Genomic DNA, 17818 nt, shown 5'->3' with positions numbered 1-17818 from the left:
CCCGTCGCCGCGGCATCACACGCGGCGTTGCCCGACCGGCCTCGACCGCCGACACGGGCGCGCTCGCACGAGTCGCCGTCGCGCACCGCATCGCGCTCGTCGCGCAGGGCGCGCGCACCGGGCTCGTCGGCGCCGCCGTGCCCGATCGCAGCGGCACGCAATGCGTGGTGTCGTTCGACCGGATGCGCGCCGTTCGTGCTTTCGATCCGGCGAACCGCAGCATCACGGTCGAGGCCGGCGCGCGGCTGTCCGACATCAACCGCGTGGCGGCCGAAGCCGGCCTCTGCCTGCCGATCGACCTCGGCAGCGATCCAGCAGCCGGCGGCCTCGTCGGCGCCAACGCGGGCGGCAGCCGCCTGATCAAATACGGCGACGTACGCCGCAACGTGCTCGGCGTCGAAGTCGTGCTCGCCGATGCGGCGGGCACCGTGATCGACGCGCTCGCGCCGCTGCGCAAGCGCAACGCGGGGTTCGACGTCACGCAATGCTTCATCGGCGCGAACGGCGCCAACGGGCTCGTGACGGCCGTGTCGTTCGCGCTCGCGCCGCTCGAACAGTCGTCGTGCGCGGCGTTCGTCGCGTTTGCATCGTACGACGCGGCGCTCGCCGGCCTGCTCGCGTTCGAGCGCGCGTTCGGCGAGATGCTGTCGGCGTTCGAATTCATGTCGGCCGCGGCCGTCGGCTGCGTCGCGACCGCGTATCCGTCATTGCGCATTCCGTTCGAAGCCGACGCTGCCGCGTGCTATGCGCTCGTCGAAATCGCGACCGGCATGCCGGGGCTCGACGCGCTGCTCGAGGAACGCACCGTCGCAACCCTCGACGCGCTGGCGGGCGAACACGTGGTGCTCGACGCGGCCTGCGCGCCGGCCGAACGGTTCTGGCGGATCCGCGATGCACTGCCCGCCGCGGTTGCGCAGGACGGCATTCCGCTGTCGTTCGACGTGTCGTTTCCGCGCGGCGCGCTGGCCGCGTTCGTCACCGATGCCGAGCAGTGGATCGCGGCCGCGCATCCGTCGCTGCGCTGTCACACGTTCGGTCATTTCGGCGACGGCGGCTGCCATCTCGTCGTATCGATCCCGCCCGCCGGTGCGGAGCGCTACGGGCCGCTGCAGCAGGTGGCGCTGCGCGGCGCGCTGTACGACCGCGTGGTACGGGCCGGTGGCTGCTTCAGCGCCGAGCATGGCGTCGGGCCGGTCAACGTCGCGTACTACCGCAAGCACGTGCCGGCCGCACAACGGCAGGTCGCCGCCGCTATCCAGCACGCTGTCGACCCGCTGGGTCTGATCGGGCGTGTCCGCTATTGATGCGCCGTTGCGCGGCGCCCCGGAGAATTCGCATGATCCTTCGACACCCGCCCGGCCCGGGTACCGTTTCCGAACCGGATGCCGACCTGCCGTACTCCGGCATCCCGGCCACGCTGCCCGACTCAGGCGTCGTGGTCAACGTGCGAGGGGTGGCGTACGTGATCCAGCTGCCGCCGCGCGATCATGCGCGCCCGGCGCTGTGGCGCGAGCTGGCGGATTGGCGTGATGACCGGTCGGTCGATGGCACGCCGGGCGGCGGCACCGATCCGGGCAAGCGGCAGGATTGATCGGTCGCGATGCGTCGATGGTCGCGGGCCCCCGCCCACCCGCGATCATCGTTGCCGGTTCGTGCATCGCCGCTGAAGCGGATATCCCGCGCGACGCCGCCCCAGACAGACGCTCACCCCACCCGCGCAACCCGGAAAACCGCCATCGCGGCCTGCATGGAACCGGCCTGCTGCTCGAGCGCGGTCGCGGCGGCACTGGCCTGCTCGACGAGCGCCGCGTTCTGCTGCGTCATCTGGTCCATCTGCGTGACGGCCTGGCCGACCTGGTCGATACCCGCGCTCTGCTCGACGGTGGCCGTCGTGATCTCGGTCATGATCGTCGCCACGCGCCGCACCGACGCCACGATCTCGTCCATCGCCTGTCCCGCCTGCGTCACGAGCGTGTTGCCGTCGCGTACGTCGTCGATCGACGCGCCGATCAGCTGCCGAATCTCGCGCGCGGCGCTCGCGCTGCGCTGGGCCAGCGTGCGCACCTCGCCCGCGACGACCGCGAAGCCGCGCCCGTGATCACCCGCGCGCGCCGACTCGACCGCCGCGTTGAGCGCGAGAATGTTGGTCTGGAACGCGATGCCGTCGATCATCCCGGTGATCTCCGCGATCTTCTGCGAGCTCGTGTTGATCACGCCCATCATGTCGACGGCGCGACCGACCAGCTCGCCGCCGTGCTGCGCGAGGTCCGCCGCGCTCGCCGCGAGCGTGCTCGCCTGCTGCGCATTGTCCGCGTTCTGGCGTACCGTCGACGTCAGCTGCTCCATGCTCGCGGCCGTTTCCTCGAGCGACGCGGACTGCTGCTCGGTGCGGCTCGACAGGTCGACGTTGCCTGCGGCGATCTCGCGCGCGGCCGTGTGGATCGCGTCGCTGCTGTCGCGCATGCCGGTGACGGTCGCAGCGAGCCCTGCCTGCATCCGCTTCATCGCCGCGAACAGCTGGCCGATTTCGTTACGGCCGGCATCGGGCACCGTCACGGTCAGATCGTTCGACGCGATCCGGTCGAGCAGCGCGGCCGCGTTCGCGAGCGGCCGGGACACGATCGCGCGCAGCGCGAAGTGCGTCGCGGCGATCAGCGCGAGCGCCAGTGCGACACCCAGGCCGACCATCGCGATGATGCGCGAGTACGCGGCGTTGTCGTCGTCGATCGTGTCTTCCGCCAGCTGGTTGGCCGTGCGCTGGAATTTCTCGACGTTCGCCGAATACACCTGGCCGGCGAGCGTGATTTCCTTGTCGTTGATCTCGGCATACGCGGCGGTATCGCCGTTGCGCAGCGCGTCGGTCGCGCGAGCGAGGACGCTCGCGAGATGCATCGACGATTCGACCAGCGCCTGCTTCAGGTCGGCACCGAGACTGCCGATCGGCGCGGTGTCCTTGAATGCGAGCGTTTCCTTTGCGGACAGGTCGAACGTGCGCTGCGCGCTTTGCAATGCCGAGTCGCGCTGCGCCGGGTCGTTGTGTTCCTTCAGTGCCGAATAGGCACGCACGAGCGCCGAGCGGGTGCGGGTGCTGTCCTTGTACGCATCGTTGACGAGCGACGTCTGCGCCGCGATGGCGTGCAGACGTTTCGCGTTCGTGTTCGCGCCGCCGAGCGCTACGACGCCGACAATGCCGCCGACGATGATCATCGCGGCGAACGCGGCCAGCACGGCGAGCAAACTGCTTTTTACCTTCAGATCGCGCATGGTGAATCGACTCTCGAAGTTGTCCCTTGTCGGTTAACGACAGCGGTTTATCCAACTTGAGCCGATCGAGTGCAATTTCGATGCACCCCCGGCATTGCATGCAGGCGCACATCTAGAGACGGGCGGCACGCGCGCGATGCCACCCGCTCCGTCGCATGCAGATCAGTTCGCTCCGTCGTACGTGACGATCTCGACCCAGTTCGCGCCCTTGCCGACCGGATACTTGCCGATCGCGTCGAGGTGGCCGGTGTGCCGGTCGATCCTGTACACCGCGAGCGTCGGCGACAATTGCCCGGCCGCGAGCAGATACGTGCCCGACGGATCGATCGCGAACCCGCGCGGCTGCTGCTCGGTCGCGAACGTACCGATCCGCGCGAGCTTGCCCGACGCCGGATCGACACGGTACGCCGCAAGCGTGCTCGACGTGCGCTCCGACGCGTAGAGAAATTTCCCGTCCGGCGTCAGGTGCAGGTCGGCGCCCCACGGCTTGTCGCCATGAAAATCCGGCGGCAGGATCGACACGGTCTGGATCGGCCGCGCATCGGCGCCGCCCTGCGACAGCGCGAGCACGTGCAGCTTGCCGTCAAGCTCGTCGATCAGGTACGCGAACCGCCCGTTCGACGAAAACACGAAATGGCGCGGCCCCGACTTCTCCGGCAGCCGGTACGCGGGCTCGCCCGTGTCGGTCAGCTTGCCGGTCGATGCGTCGAACGGCAAGCGCAGCCACGCATCGGCGCCGAGCACGGAAGCGAACGCGTAGCGACCATCCGGCGACTGGCGGATCGCGTGCGCCATCGGGCCGGTCTTGACCGTCTGCTGCACGTCGCCGGCCACGCCGTTCTCGCCGATCCGGTTGACCGCGAGCAGGTTGCCGCCATACGACGCGGAGAACAGGTAGCGGCCCGACGCATCGGTCGACACATACGCCATGCTGTCCGCGAGCGGCGAGCGGCCGAGTTCGATCAACCGTCCGTCGAGCGGATTGATCGCGAAGCTGACGACGCGATACGGCGTCGAGCGCAGCGCCGCATACAGCCGGTGATGATCGGGCGACAACGCCATCGGCATCACGGTGCCGTCGACCGGCACGGTTTCGATCGCGGTCAGCGCGCCGTTCGACGGGTCGACGCCGAATACCGAGATGTCGCGGCTGTCGCTGTTCGATACGTACGCATACGTCGCGGCGTGCGCGAGCGATGCGGCCAGCGCGAATGCGGCGGCCGCGACGGCGCGCCATGCTGTCTTCTTGTTCATGTGGAGTCGCTGCGGGTGAAGGAACCGTTGACGTGATTGCGGCGCCGGACAATCGGGATCGTCCGGCGCCGCGACAGGCAAGGCAGCCGCTCAGAACACCGCGTGCCCGCTGATCAGGCTCGGCAGCCAGGTCGAGAAGAACGGCAGGTACGTGACGATGTTGATCGCACTGAAGATCGCGAGGTAGTACGGCCACGCCATCTTCGTGGTCTCGCCGATCGACACGTTGCCGATCGCGCAGCCGACGAACTGCACCGAGCCGATCGGCGGATGCACGAGGCCGAGTGAGCAGTTCAGCAGCAGCATGATCCCGAACTGCACCGGCCCGACGCCGCACGCCATCGCGATCGGCAGGAACAGCGGCGTCGTGATCAGGATGTGCGCGGCCATGTCGACGAACGTGCCGAGGAACACCTGGATGATGTTGATGTACAGCAGCATCAGCCACGGCGCGGCGGTCGACTGCTTCAGCAGCCCTTCGATCGCATCCGGAATCTCCAGGTACGACATCTGGAAGCGCAGCATGTTGGACACCGCGATCAGCAGCAGCACGACCCCCGTCGTGCGCGCCGCATGCGACAGCGCGCGGCGCAGCTTCTCGGCCGTCAGCGTCCGGTACACGACCGCGGTCAGCACGAGCGAGTACACGACGGCGATCGCGGCGGCTTCGGTCGCGGTCGCAATCCCCTTCGCCACACACACGAGGATGATCGCGATCACCATCAGGCCCGGTACCGCACCGACGAAGCTGCGCAGCACCGCATACCAGCCGGGGAACGCGGGCAGCGCGGACGAACCGTCTTCACGGCGCGGATAGCCGTGGCGCACCGCCTGCCAGTACGCGGCGGCGAGCACGAAGCCCATCACCCACAACACCGGCAGTAGCCCCGAGAACAGCAGGTCGCCGATCGACACGCCGCTCACCGGCTGGCCGTGCAGCATCCCGGTGATGCCCTGCGCGGCGAACGCGTAGATGATCATGTTGGTCGACGTCGGCATCAGCGCACCGGCGAGCGACGCATGCGTCGTCACGTTCACTGCGTACGCGGCGCTGTAGCCTTCGCGCTTCATCAGCGGAATCACCACGCCGCCCATCGCGGACGTATCGGCGGTCGGCGAACCCGACACGCCGCCGAACAGCGTACAGGCGACGACGTTCGCCATCCCGAGGCCGCCGCGGAAGTGGCCGACGGTCGCCTGCGCGAAGCGCAGGATCCGGTCCGCGATGCCGCCGTGCAGCATCAGTTCGCCGGAGAAGATGAAGAACGGCACCGCGAGGAACGAGAACGCGTTCATCCCCGAGATCATGGCCTGCATCGCGGTCGCGATCGGCAAGCCTTCGACCATATAGGTCAGCACGCAGGCTATCCCGAGCGCGAACGACACGGGTACGCCGAGCACGAGGAAAATCAGAAAACTGACGGACAGGATCGCAAGTTCCATGGCGTTATTGTCCCGGCGAAGAACGACGAAGCGCGAGCAGGTGCTCGAGCGAGAAGAGGATGATGGCGATCGCCGCGGGCATCGCGATCAGGTAACGCACACCTTCGGGCAGCCCGATGATCGGAATGCGGTCGCCCATCGTCTCGGCGGCCATGCTGCCGCAGCCGACCATGATCATGATCGCGAACGCGATCAGGCTCAGGTGCTGGATCGCGATCACCGCCGTACGCGATTTCGGCGGCAGCCGGCGCACGAGCGAATCGAGGCCGATATGCCCGCCGTCGCGCACCTTCATCGCCGCGCCGAACATCGCGATCACGATCACGAGCAGCAGCGCGATCGGCTCCACGAAATCCGGCGCATTCTCGAACACGTAGCGCATCACGACCGCGTAGAACACCAGCACCGTCAGCACCGCGAGGCACGCCGACGCAATCACGGCCAGCACGCGGAACAGCACGTCGTTCACGCAGCGCAACAGCGGTGCGGCATGCGGCCGCGCCGGCGTCGCGCCGTCCGGGGCGGCGGCCGCCCCGCCCGCGGCCGTCGCGCTGTTCAGGGAGGTGCGACGCGTCACTTGGTGGCCTCGATCTCGTCGACGATCTGCTTCATCTGCGGCGTCTTCTCGTACTTCGTCCACAGCGGCTGCATCGCCTTCACGAACGCCGCTCGGTCGATCTGCGCGGCCGGCAGGACCTTCGCGCCGCCCTTCGTCACCGTCTGCTGCGCGGACGCTTCGCGCGCGGTCCACAGCTTCTGGTAGTACGGCACCGAATCGGCCGCCGCCTTCTTGATGGCCGCCTGCTCCTGCGGCGACAGCGTGTCCCAGACCTTCTTCGAGAACACCAGCACTTCCGGCGTCATCGCGTGCTGCGTCTCCGAGTAATCGGGCGCCACTTCGTAATGCTTGGTTTCCTCGTACGACGGCATGTTGTTTTCGGCCGCATCGACGAGGCCCGTCTTCAGGCCCGTGTACACCTCGGCGAACGGCATCGGCGTCGGCGTGCCGCCCATCGCCCTGATCTCGTCGACCATCAGGTCCGACGGCTGCACGCGCACCTTCAGCCCCTTCATGTCGGCCGGCGAGCGCACCGGGCGCTTCGCGTAGATCGAGCGCGCGCCGCTCTCGTAGAACGTCAGCGCGATCATCCCCTTCGCGGTGAACGCGTCGAGGATCTTCTGGCCGGCCGGGCCGTACATCGCCTTGCGGAAATGATCGACGTCGCGGAACAGGAACGGGAACGACGGAATCAGCGATTCCGGCACGATCTCGTTGAACGACGCGCCGTTCACGCGCGCCATGTCGATCGCGCCGATCCGCACCTGGTCGACCGTGTCCTTCTCCGAGCCGAGCGCGCTGTTGCCGAACACCTTGATCGAATCCTTGCCGCCCGTCTGCTTCGACAGCTCGTCGCCCATGAACTTCACGGCCATGTTGGTCGGGAAGTTGTCGCCGTGCACGTCCGCCGAGCGGAACACGCGCGCCTGGGCGGACATGGCAAAGCCGGCCATCAGCGCGACGGCCAGTGCGGTACGGGAGCCGGTGAATCGGTGCTTCATGGTGAGTCTCCTTGATGGTCGATCGTTGTTGTGCGGCGATCCGTCGGCCGGCGCGTGCGCCGCCAATGTGCTTCCCCGAACCGCAGAGTCATACGTCGTATGACGTGTTGAGCGAATGTACGTCGGTTAATCGTTTAACTCACTTGGTGCATACCCCTATGACCGCCGCCATAACGGGTTCTCGGCGAGTTTCGGGGAATCGCCTTCTCCGCTTTGGGGACTTCTGGCGAAACGTTTTCCGGAAATGGGTCCGCATTTGAATCGGATGCCCGTGTGGCTGTTTCCCGACGCCGAAACGCAATCTTTCGCTTCGGCTGGTGTTGTCATAGGATGACTGACCACGACACGGACCTACCCGCGCGGTGCCACGAGCACGCGCCGGCCATGCATCGCGCGCCACGCGATCGCCCCCGTGGCGCCGGCTCCGGCAACTCGCGCCGGAGGCCCGCGCTCACCCGCCCCGGCCTTGCCCGCAGCACGTTCAGGCGCACGTTCGCGCCGGCCGACGCGCGCGGCCCGGGCGACCCGATACCCACCCGGCATCGCGCGACCGATGCCTCATCAGGAGATCTTCGCCATGACATTCCCCCTTTCCCGGCCGAACGGACGCCCGCGCGTGCTCGGCCTGCTCGCGGCGTTGCTCGCGACGGCCGCAACGTTGAGCGCGTGCGGCGGTGACGATTCGAGCAGCGCGGGCGGCGTCGCCTCCAACGCGCCGCCCGCCACCAGCGTGTTCCAGGTCGGCACGACGACCGTCGACGCGAACCTGCCAGCCGAACCCGTGCTGCCCGCCGACACGCAGGTCTGCAGCACGCTCGAGGCCGCCAATACGCTCGTGAGCCGCCCCGACGGCTCGCTGCCGCCGGAGGCCGACCCGTCGACGGCCGGCGTCGGCAAGGCCGTACCGGCCGCGACGGCCAACCCCGACCAGGCGCGCCTCCAGGCCGCGCTCGACGCATGCGGCGCGGCGGTGGACGCCGAGGTCGGCGCGACGATCGCGGCGGCGGACGCCGCGGCCACCGCCGCACAGAAGTCGGCCGCCGTCCCGAACGCGAACCTCGCCGGCGCGTCCGGCGAGGAGCTCGCGAAGCCGAAGTACCGCGCGAGCAAGTTCGCGGTGCGGCTCGTCGTCAATCACGCAGGGCCCGGCAACGGCTTCATCAGCGGGCCGCTGACACTGCCGTCCGGCGTCACGCTGTGGATCGACAAGGGTGTCACGCTGTATGCGTCGCGCGACGTGAAGGCCTATTCGCCGAACGCCGCCGGCCCGTACTGCGGCAATACGGCCGTCAGCACGACGAAGGCCGGCAGCTCGTCGAACTGCGCCGCGCTGATCACCGGCACCAACCTCGTGAACGCGGCGGTGGTCGGCGACGGCCGCATCGACGGGCGCGGCTATGCGGAGCTCGTCACGTCCGATGCGAAATACCCGCTGATGAAGGTCGACCTGACCTGCTCGAACACCTACGCGGCGTACAAGGGCGGCACGGTGGCACCCGACGGCACCGCCTGCGACGACGGCGGCACCGTCGTCGACTCGAAATCGACGGTGCGCAACATGACCTGGTGGGATCTCGCGTATCTCGGCAACATGGTGCAGAACGGCACGACCGGCTTCGGCTCGCAGTCGAATTTCCGGCTGATGGTGTTCAACTACGCGAAGAACCTCACGCTGTACCGCATCACGCTGAACAACAGCCCGAATTTCCACGTGGTGCCGAGCGGCGTCGACGGGCTGACGATCTGGAAAGTGAAGGTGCAGACACCGACGCTCGCCGCATTCGCGAACCCGGCCGGTAACGGCAACCCGCTGTACAACGGGCAGACGTTGAACGCGGACAACGTGAAGAACACCGATGCGTTCGATCCGGGCTCCGCGTCGAAGCCGACGTCGGTGGCGCTATCGACCGGCAGCACGACGACGTCCGCCGCCGCGATCTCGTTCGACGGCTACCTGAAGAACTTCGTGTTCGCGTACAACTACGTGAGCACCGGCGACGACGACATCGCACTCAAGGGCAGCAACAACCCGGCACCCGCCGGTTCGGGGCTGTTCGGCATCGACGGCAATCGCGACGTGCGCGCCGATCGCAAATGGGGCGTCGTGATCGCACACAACCACATCTACTGGGGGCACGGCATCTCGATCGGCAGCGAGACCAACGGCGGCGTGACGAACGTTCAGGTGTACGACAATTCGTTCCAGGATTCGGAAGAAGGGCTGCGCATCAAGTCCGACTATGCGCGCGGCGGCGAAGTGAGCAACATCCGCTATTCGAACATCTGCATCCGCGATGCGAAGAACGCGCTGCTGTTCACGCCGTACTACAGCACGAAGGCCGTCCCCGCGAGCGGGCCGCTGTACCCGAACTTCCACGACATCTCGCTCGCGAACGTCGTGATCGAGGGCACGGCCGGCGTGAAGCTGCAGGGGTTCGAAGCGAACACCGGCGGCTACGGCGAGCCGGCCTTCCCGCTCGTGATGTCGCTGAGCGACGTGGTGGCCGACACGCCCGACGGCATCTCGACGATCGCGTCCGACGCGAACCTCACGCTGCACAACGTGAACCTGCCGGTGTTCCCGTCGACGGCGAACCGGGTCGTCGTTAACGGCACGGCGGTCCGGACGATCGATCCGGCCAGCGTGCTCGACTGCAGCAAGGCGTTCGTCGACTTCCCCGGAATCGACCAGTCGAACCCGTTCGGTTCGACGTGGGCGCCGGCGCTGTAACGCGCGGCCAACGCGATCGGGTTTCCCGCGCCAACGCGGGAAACCCGCCGCGCCCGTGCGCGCGGCGCGTTCAGGTCTGCATGACCAGCGACGTCAGTTGCGCCGCGCGCGCCACGGCCGTCTTCGCGTAAATCGATTTGATCTGCGTGCGGATCGTGCCGATCGACACGCCGCGCAACCCCGCGCATTCCTGCGGCGACAGCCCGTCGCAGCACAGCAGCACGGCGAGATCGGCCTCGGCCGACGACAGCCCGTAGAACACGCGCAGCCGCTGCGCGCGGGCCGACGGCGAACGCAGGTCCGCGGCCGTCATCAGCGTCGCGACGCCCGGCCGCTCGCGCATCAGGCGCGACTGCTCGGGCACCGGCATCAACGCCAGCGGCAGCGGTTCGCCCGTTGCACGCCGCAACAACAGCCCGCCGCGCGCGTACGCGTGCCGCCATTGCGCATCGTCGACGCAGCCTTCCGGCGCGAAACGCCCGTTCACCACCCGCAGCGCCGGTTCCGACGCGATCAGTTGATCGGCCGCTTGATTCGTGTAGCGCAGTTCGCGCTGTGCGCCGAGCAGGAACACCGGCACCGGAATCGCATCGAGCGCCGATTCGGCCGCGGCCACGCGCGCTTCGAGCTCGCCGATCCGCGCCTGGATCTGCAGCGCGCGGCTGATGTGCATCCCCATGCTTTCGATCGCGTGGCGTTGATCGTCGGACAGACCCTGCGACTCCGGGCCGCCCTGAACGCTGAGGAATGCGCCCGAGCCCTCGCTGCGATGGATGTACAGGCCCGAGATGCTGCCGAGCCCATAGGGGTGAAGGAATTCCTGGTAGAACGCGCTGTGCGCGCGCTGGTGCGCGGACAGGTGCTTGACGTCCTCGAACCAGCGGCCCGCCGGCCAGTTGGCGGCAACCGGCACGACCGGGTCGTACAGATAGAACTCGGTGTTGTAGGTGTGGTAACACGCGGCGACCCATGACGCGTCGTCGCCCGCCGCCTGCTCGATCGCCGGCACCCTCGCTGCATCGTCGAATGACAGCAGCGTAACCATGCGCACGCCGACCCACGATCGCAGCCCGTCCAGCACCGTTTCCCATCGTTGATCGCCCAGCGCCGCAGCGTAGACGTCATCGATCCATGCCGATGGAATCAACCCGTTCATTTGCATCTGGCCACCCCGCGCCGTGCGTTTTTGTCGAACGACTTCTGCGCATCTTAGTCAATCGGCGCCAACGTTTGAATCACTCGTTCGCATTTGGTCGAAATACCACGTTTGTTACCGTTTATCGTCAGACGTAATGGCCGCTTTTTCCGGCTTTGCAACGCAATCGAATCCGGCACGCGCGGTGCCGCCCGCTTTTCATCCGGATCAGGGTATGCCATGATGCGACGCATGACGATTCGAAACACCGCGATCTCGCTGCACCATCACCACGGACGCCCTCTGTTGCGCCGTGGTTCGTTTCGCATCTAGCAATTGCATCGGGTGAATGCCCGATCAAGACGACAACCAAGGCGCCTCCGGCGCCTTTTTTGTTTTTTGCCGCCTTAAAAACCTGCTGCGTCGATCAATCGAAACCGTACGGAGTGTTTTCAATGCAACAACCCTGGAAAACCGTCGCCTTGCCGGATTTGCCGCTCCGCGAGGATCTCAGGTTGCAGCACGCGTACGGCGCGCCGCAGCTCGACGCGCCGGTCTGCCTGAACGTCAACGAGAATCCCTATCCGCCGTCGCCGGCGCTCGTCGAGCGCATCGCGACCGCGGTGGCCGACGCCGCGCGCGCGGCGAACCGCTATCCCGATCGCGACTTTGCCGAACTGCGAACGCATCTGGCTGCGTATCTGACGCACGACACCGGGGTGACGGTCGACGCATCGAGCGTCTGGGCGGCCAACGGCTCGAATGAAGTGATCCAGCAGATCCTGCAGGCATTCGGCGGCCCGGGACGATCGGCGCTGGCCTTTACGCCCGCGTATCCCATGTATGACGAATACTGCCGCACGACCTTCACGCGCCTGCATACGTTGCCGCGCACCGAGGATTTCGCGCTGGATCGGGATCAGGCGCTCGACAGCATTCGCCGGCACCAGCCGAGCGTGGTGCTGCTGACGTCGCCGAACAACCCGACCGGCACCGCGCTGCCGGTCGACGATATCCGCGCCATCCTCGACGTCGCGCCGGGCGTGGTCGTCGTCGACGAAGCCTATGCGGAGTTCCGGCGGCGCGGCGTTCCCAGCGCGGTGACGCTGCTGCCGAGCCATCCGCGGCTCATCGTCACCCGTACGCTGAGCAAGGCGTTCAAATTCGCGGGCGGCCGCGTCGGGTATTGCGCATGTGCGCCGGCAATCGTGGAAGCGCTGAAGCTGGTTCGATTGCCCTACCACCTGTCCGCCTTCACTCAGGCGGCGGCCTGCGCGGCGCTGGTCGCGCGTGACGAGATGCTGTCGCAAGTCGAGGCGATCAAGGCCGAGCGCGACTCGACCGTCGACTGGCTGCGTGGCGTGGGCCTCACGGTGGCCGATTCCGATGCCAACTTCGTGATGTTCGGCGAATTCGCGGATCGGCAGCGGATCTGGAGCGGACTCCTGCGCCACGGCGTCCTGATTCGCGAGTCCGGGCCGCCGGCGTATCTTCGCGTCTCCATCGGCACCCGCGCGGAGATGGCCGCGTTTCGTGCGGCCCTGCTTGACGTGATGGCGCCCGGATAAGCGACCGGCCATCCGGTCGACGACGCGGTGGAGCGCATGCCAGCGCCGTATCCGACGATGTGCTTACTTCATCGTCGCGAACCGCAATTCCATCGCGTTGATCTTCGCGAGCACCACTTCGCTGAGCTTCCTGACATGGCGCGGTACATCGGGCGCCGACAGCAGCTCCTCGATGCGCCCTCGCCAGTAGCTCGGATGTCGCACACGCCCCGCGCCCGACATCGACACATCGTCAGCGTGCGTCTCGCTGTCCAGGAGAGCCACCATCCTCTGGATGTGAGAGAGCTCTCGTTCTGCATAGTCTCGTGCCAGCATATTGATTGAAATTCCCCGAAATACGACAGCAGGCCTTCCGTCATCAACGCTCCATCGTGTTGCGATGCAAGGAACTCACCGCACACGTCGAGCGTCATCGTACGCAGAAGCTGTGTCAGTAAACCGCGTGGGCATTTGCTGATTTCGACACGGAATGGCGGGCCTTTCCGATTGTTCTGAAGACTTCCGGCCCCGATGCCCTGAGGGCAATCGTAGGCTTACTGTCGGGCGATGGCATCTCCCAAAGTGGGGATGTCGGGGGATATGGGTGGGGTGGGTTTTTCCGGAAGTTTCAGGGAGTCGGGAGTAGCGCGGCAGGCATATGGTTGCCGGCCGGCGACAAACTCACGATCGGCTTACGACTTGAACGGCATGCAACCGAAGCACTGCTGCCGGGTACGCGGAAGGCAACGATTTTCAGCGCGCACCGGGGTAGTGCATAGCCAAGCGCGACGATTGCAGGCGCGAACGTGCGGCGCCGTGTTGCCGTACGCGTCGGCAGCGGCAGCGTCCGCGCCTTGCTCGATGAACCAGCGCGCGTTCACATCTCAGGCATCGAAGATCGCCCGAAGGTTCGCGAGATCCTCATCGGCGAGCAACCTGTCGAATCCTTCGGCAGCAGTCTCTTGTTTCTTTCGGCATTGCAGGCGCCTGCTGTCACCGGCTGGCGTGTCATGCGTCGGATACCTGAATGTTTCGCGAAACGACACATCCGCGAGAGATGGCCCGCCGGAATCAGATACCGACTTCGCCGCGCTTCAACCCGAAAATGAAATCCGCTTCCACCGACGCGCCTTTGGGCAATTGCAACACACCGACCGACGAACGCGTATGAACGCCTGCGTCGCCAAGCACCGCATACAAAACGTCGGATGCGCCATCGGCGACTTCGCTTTGCATCGAGAAGCCGGGCGCACTTCGCACATACACGGTGATGCGTGGCACCGTCGCTATCGCATCGAGCGTGCCGCAGTGATTTCTGATCAGCGAGAGCGCACGCAGCGCCGATACGCCGGCGGCCCGGCGAGCTTCATCGAGCGAAACGGATTCCCCCACTACGCCCACGAAATGCACCACTTCGCCGATCCGCGGAATCTGGCCGGCAATGTACGCCGTGTTCCCGTCGACCAGAACGGGCGTGTACTTTCCGCCGATCCTGATTTCCTCGTCCGGATTGAAGCCGAATTCGGCTGCGACATGGCTCAGCTTATTGTCTCTGTTCATTAGTGAATTCCCCGATACTTCAGAAAAATGTAAAGAATAATTAAGTCTCGATTGCTTGTCTCGAGAAAAAACGACATGCGGCGAGCGGTCAAAATGACGTGCCGCCGCCGTTAAGACTTTCCGGGTAATCCTCTACGTTTTCTCAAACATGACACACTTTTCAGGTGTTCGAAGCAGTCCTGCATAGCCGAATGGATGATAAAAGGCGTAGTCGAAGAGAATTTCCTGAAAATTTCCCGCTGAAACCGCTATCATGTGGGTACTCAACCTGAAGAGTGATACATGGCAACGTACAAGGAACTGAAAGCCCAAATGGAGGCTTTGGCCGAAAAAGCCGAAGCTGCACGTGCCGCGGAATTCCAGGCTATCGTCGACGACATCCGTACCAAAGTTGCGGAATTCGGCATTACCGAAAAGGATATTTTCGGTTCGCGCCGTGGTCGACCGGCCAAGCAAGCGGCCGCCCCCGTGCAGGCCAAGTATCGTGACCCGAAGACCGGGGCAACCTGGTCGGGCCGCGGTCGCGCGCCCGCATGGATCAAGGACGCGAAGAATCGCAATCGATTCCTGATCCAGGAATAAGATTCTCGACGCGTAGCGGCGTGCTGTTTAGCGCGCCGCCCTGCTATTTGGGCATCGATACCGGCGGTATTCAAAGACCGTTCCGGTTGATGAAGCTTTGTCTCAATCGGCGCGTGGCGTGCATGCTACGCGCCGAATCGTATTTCGCCCCGCCCAATATTTCCTGACTCAACGTTCGTAATAGATCGCAAGCCAGACGGATTGCGTTTCTTCGTGCGTCCACGCGACGCGATGGCGGCAATGCGGCTCGATCAACACGTAGTCGCCCGGGTGCATTTCATGGCGCGTCGGGCCTTCTTCGAATTCGAGTACGGCCGCCCCCGACAGCAGCACGACCCATTCGGCGCGCGAGTCGTCATACCAAAAGCCGTCGGGGCTCGTGTGGCCCATCGATATGATTCTCTCGACGTTCAGGCGCTGGCCCGTGACGAGGAGGTCGATTTGCTCGTCGTCGCCACGCTGGCCTTCGGTGGTGAACAGGTTGCCGGTTTGAAGTTGCATGGATCGCCTCGTCGGTAATATTCGGGGAGCTGCGGGCAGGCTTGAAGGTGGCGGGGAATGTTCACTGTAGTCCAGTGGCCGCCAATAAGGCGCCCTTGTTTCGCCGCGAAGGACGCGGCGGAACACGTCGATCCGTAGTCGACCGAGGCCGGCGTAACGTGCCGAATCCGGGCGAAATCGCGTCGAGCCCCTGCAAACGTGTCGCCGATTCCATACCCAGCGTAACGACTCGCCATTACAACGCCTGCGCCCATTCGTTGCCGGGGTGGAGAACGTCGAGACAGCCTTTCAGCCACGCACGTTCGGCAACCGGCAGTTTCGGCAATGCGCTGTCGAAATCCTGTTGATCTTTCGGGCGCCGGTCCCGAGCCTTGAACAGCAGCACAGCTGATGGGTTCAGATAGGGAATGCCGTTGGCTGTTTTCATCACCATTTCGGCGCGCGGTCGCTTGAACGACGGCTCTCTCTTGTACGCCCACGATTCAACCGTTCCCGGTTCGATCATCATATCTATCCGCCAGCTTCCATCCGCGCGGTCGAATCCCCAGAATTGCATGATCCCCGATGGGGCGTCCTGATTTTCCGGCAGCTTTTCGACAACTCCGGCATGCGCAGTGTAGAACTCCAGATCACCGAACGCTCGGCGGAAAGATCCAAAGTCTTCTCGCAATATGGTGAATTCCAGATCGTCATGTTCACGCGTCTGGGCGCCATGCCAAAGATCGAGGGCCCATCCGCCGACGACACACCAGGGCAAATGGACAGCGTTCAATCGTTGGGCAAGTTCGGCCGGGTGCCATGCTTTCCACGCATCCTGGTCGGGGACAGTCATTCGAGTATTCATCCTGTTGAAGTGACTTGTGTTGAAGAATGCTTACCGAGATCGCCAGCAAATGTCCCAATACATGGCCGCCTCGCGCCGACCCCGATGCGCATGACGCGTTGCCAGCTGCCGCCAATCATCGTCAGTTTCGCATGCCTGGAGAAAGCGGAACTCGGACCCATGCGGCAGGCAGCCACCGGCCATGATGCGTTACTCGCGAGTTCCGAGGTCAGGACGCTCGCACGTCAACGCATTCTTCGCAAACGGTCGTCGGACTTCGACGGTGGAACGTCGCTTGATCGCCGTGTTGACGAGAGATTGTGCGAAAGGCCGACACGCTGCGCCGATAGCCGCGCGAAATGAACCTCGCCGCGCGTCATGCGGCGCACTGAGCAACCCGGCTCCACCGCTCTGGTTGCGTTCATCCTCTTCACTTCGATATATGTCCTGACCTGCGATCTGCGGCGATGCGGGTATCGCACAAGACGCAATCATTGACCCGCTGGCGACTGATTCGCTTTCTATACTGTTTACGTTGCCGAATTATCAGGGCATGCGTGCATCAGCAACGCACACGTCCGACAAATCCCGGGGTAAACGAAAACTGCACCTGCCGCAATCAATTGTGGCCGGCCGGTGATGTTCGTCCCGTGCATGGACGGCGGAACGTGGATGGGCTCCTTAACCATCGGAGGCAATATGGCGACATACATCGTGTTGATGAATTGGACTGAACAAGGCGCGCGATCCGTGAAAGACACGGTCCAGCGAGCGAAAGCGTTTCAGGAAGGAGCGCAAGCGATGGGCGTCACCGTCGCCTCGCTCAAATGGACACTCGGGCCTTACGACATCGTCGCGACACTCGATGCGCCCGACGACGAAACCGCGACGCGGCTGGGACTGATGCTGGCGCAGTTGGGCAATGTTCGAACCGTCAGTATGCGTGCTTTCGGCGAAGCGGAGATGGAGAGGATCGTCGGCGGCATGAAGTGAAGCCTTGACGCGCGAGATGCAACAGCCGTCGACCGAGGTGGAACAGGCGTCCTGGAAGCCGGCTGGTTGCCTTCGCATCGTGGCGTCACGGGTATTGCTCACGAGCCAGGCGCATAGCGCAGACAAAAGCCAACGACGCAAGCGGCGAGCGTGTAGCGTGACGCCATTCTCGCGCGCCTCGACATGAGCCAGGCGCCCGCGCAGCTACGCATTCGGCGTTGATCCACGACAAGGAGCGGCGCCGCTTATCCAGGAAGGTCGTAGTGAACGAGCAGCTTTCCTGCGCGACATCGGTAACCGAATAATGGATCGGTTGATGTCTGCTGCATAAAACGTGCCGCCGGGATGATGCTCATGCCCGTTGCCCGGCGGATACGAGGACGCCCGACTCCGTGTTGCGAACCGACAGCTTCGCCACCGGAACG

Annotated in this window: 17 protein-coding genes; 6 read left to right on the top strand and 11 right to left on the bottom strand. The window is 65.1% G+C overall.

Going from position 1 to position 17818, the window contains the following annotated elements; genetic code table 11:
- The first annotated feature begins 14 nt into the window (after positions 1-14).
- Together G3O06_RS04555 and G3O06_RS04550 are read left to right on the top strand one after the other, a co-directional pair.
- Positions 15-1304, top strand: a complete 1290-nt coding sequence (locus G3O06_RS04555) for an FAD-binding oxidoreductase (protein ID WP_205815176.1) — start codon at positions 15-17, stop codon at positions 1302-1304.
- Between the two features lie 32 nt (positions 1305-1336).
- A complete protein-coding gene (locus G3O06_RS04550) occupies positions 1337-1591 on the top strand; it encodes a hypothetical protein (protein WP_205815170.1) in 255 nt (84 codons plus the stop codon).
- Positions 1592-1704: 113 nt separating this feature from the next.
- Here the strand turns inward: G3O06_RS04550 and G3O06_RS04545 are convergent, their stop codons facing one another.
- From G3O06_RS04545 to G3O06_RS04525, 5 genes are all read right to left on the bottom strand, one after another.
- Entirely contained in the window at positions 1705-3264 is a 1560-nt protein-coding gene (locus G3O06_RS04545) for a methyl-accepting chemotaxis protein (RefSeq protein WP_205815169.1), read from the bottom strand.
- Between the two features lie 162 nt (positions 3265-3426).
- Positions 3427-4518 carry a beta-propeller fold lactonase family protein gene (locus G3O06_RS04540; protein WP_205815168.1) on the bottom strand — a complete coding sequence of 364 codons (1092 nt, stop codon included), beginning with the start codon at positions 4516-4518 and terminating at the stop codon, positions 3427-3429.
- Positions 4519-4608: 90 nt separating this feature from the next.
- The gene (locus tag G3O06_RS04535; RefSeq protein ID WP_059241306.1) at positions 4609-5961 is read right to left on the bottom strand and encodes a TRAP transporter large permease; all 1353 of its coding nucleotides are present in this window, start codon (positions 5959-5961) and stop codon (positions 4609-4611) included.
- Positions 5962-5965: 4 nt separating this feature from the next.
- Positions 5966-6538 carry a TRAP transporter small permease gene (locus G3O06_RS04530; protein ID WP_174967126.1) on the bottom strand — a complete coding sequence of 191 codons (573 nt, stop codon included), beginning with the start codon at positions 6536-6538 and terminating at the stop codon, positions 5966-5968.
- Entirely contained in the window at positions 6535-7521 is a 987-nt protein-coding gene (locus tag G3O06_RS04525) for a TRAP transporter substrate-binding protein (RefSeq protein ID WP_174967127.1), read from the bottom strand. The genes G3O06_RS04530 and G3O06_RS04525 overlap by 4 nt, the downstream gene beginning before the upstream one ends.
- Before the next feature lie 577 nt (positions 7522-8098).
- Here G3O06_RS04525 and G3O06_RS04520 point away from each other — a divergent pair.
- Positions 8099-10252 (top strand): glycosyl hydrolase family 28 protein, encoded by a 2154-nt coding sequence (locus tag G3O06_RS04520; RefSeq protein ID WP_205815167.1) that lies wholly within the window; start codon positions 8099-8101, stop codon positions 10250-10252.
- A gap of 70 nt (positions 10253-10322) precedes the next feature.
- Here the strand turns inward: G3O06_RS04520 and G3O06_RS04515 are convergent, their stop codons facing one another.
- Positions 10323-11408, bottom strand: a complete 1086-nt coding sequence (locus G3O06_RS04515; RefSeq protein ID WP_241019513.1) for a helix-turn-helix transcriptional regulator — start codon at positions 11406-11408, stop codon at positions 10323-10325.
- A gap of 53 nt (positions 11409-11461) precedes the next feature.
- Positions 11462-11641 (bottom strand): hypothetical protein, encoded by a 180-nt coding sequence (locus G3O06_RS04510; protein WP_205815165.1) that lies wholly within the window; start codon positions 11639-11641, stop codon positions 11462-11464.
- Positions 11642-11842: 201 nt separating this feature from the next.
- Here G3O06_RS04510 and G3O06_RS04505 point away from each other — a divergent pair, with 201 nt between their 5' ends.
- Positions 11843-12955: a histidinol-phosphate transaminase gene (locus G3O06_RS04505; protein WP_205815164.1), complete on the top strand. Its 1113-nt coding sequence runs from the start codon at positions 11843-11845 to the stop codon at positions 12953-12955.
- 63 nt (positions 12956-13018) lie between these two features.
- Here the strand turns inward: G3O06_RS04505 and G3O06_RS04500 are convergent, their stop codons facing one another.
- Complete coding sequence (locus tag G3O06_RS04500) at positions 13019-13270, bottom strand: hypothetical protein (protein ID WP_174967130.1); 252 nt, start codon at positions 13268-13270, stop codon at positions 13019-13021.
- A gap of 735 nt (positions 13271-14005) precedes the next feature.
- Positions 14006-14494, bottom strand: coding sequence for a RidA family protein (locus G3O06_RS04495; protein ID WP_205815163.1), 489 nt, complete (start codon positions 14492-14494; stop codon positions 14006-14008).
- A gap of 282 nt (positions 14495-14776) precedes the next feature.
- On the opposite strand from G3O06_RS04495, the gene G3O06_RS04490 reads away from it, so the two are divergent.
- Positions 14777-15076, top strand: a complete 300-nt coding sequence (locus G3O06_RS04490; protein WP_059902647.1) for an H-NS histone family protein — start codon at positions 14777-14779, stop codon at positions 15074-15076.
- Between the two features lie 168 nt (positions 15077-15244).
- On the opposite strand, the gene G3O06_RS04485 is transcribed toward G3O06_RS04490, so the two are convergent.
- Positions 15245-15577, bottom strand: a complete 333-nt coding sequence (locus tag G3O06_RS04485) for a cupin domain-containing protein (protein ID WP_205815162.1) — start codon at positions 15575-15577, stop codon at positions 15245-15247.
- Positions 15578-15812: 235 nt separating this feature from the next.
- On the bottom strand, positions 15813-16409 hold the full coding sequence (locus G3O06_RS04480) for a hypothetical protein (protein ID WP_205815161.1): 597 nt from the start codon (positions 16407-16409) through the stop codon (positions 15813-15815).
- Positions 16410-17099: 690 nt separating this feature from the next.
- Here G3O06_RS04480 and G3O06_RS04475 point away from each other — a divergent pair.
- The gene (locus G3O06_RS04475) at positions 17100-17393 is read left to right on the top strand and encodes a GYD domain-containing protein (protein WP_174996639.1); all 294 of its coding nucleotides are present in this window, start codon (positions 17100-17102) and stop codon (positions 17391-17393) included.
- Positions 17394-17818 lie beyond the last annotated feature (425 nt).

The organism is Burkholderia sp. Ac-20345, assembly GCF_017104825.1.
GTDB classification, from domain to species: domain Bacteria; phylum Pseudomonadota; class Gammaproteobacteria; order Burkholderiales; family Burkholderiaceae; genus Burkholderia; species Burkholderia lata_B.
The sequence above is the reverse complement of the archived record's forward strand: the minus strand, read 5'-3'. Positions and strand labels throughout refer to the sequence as shown.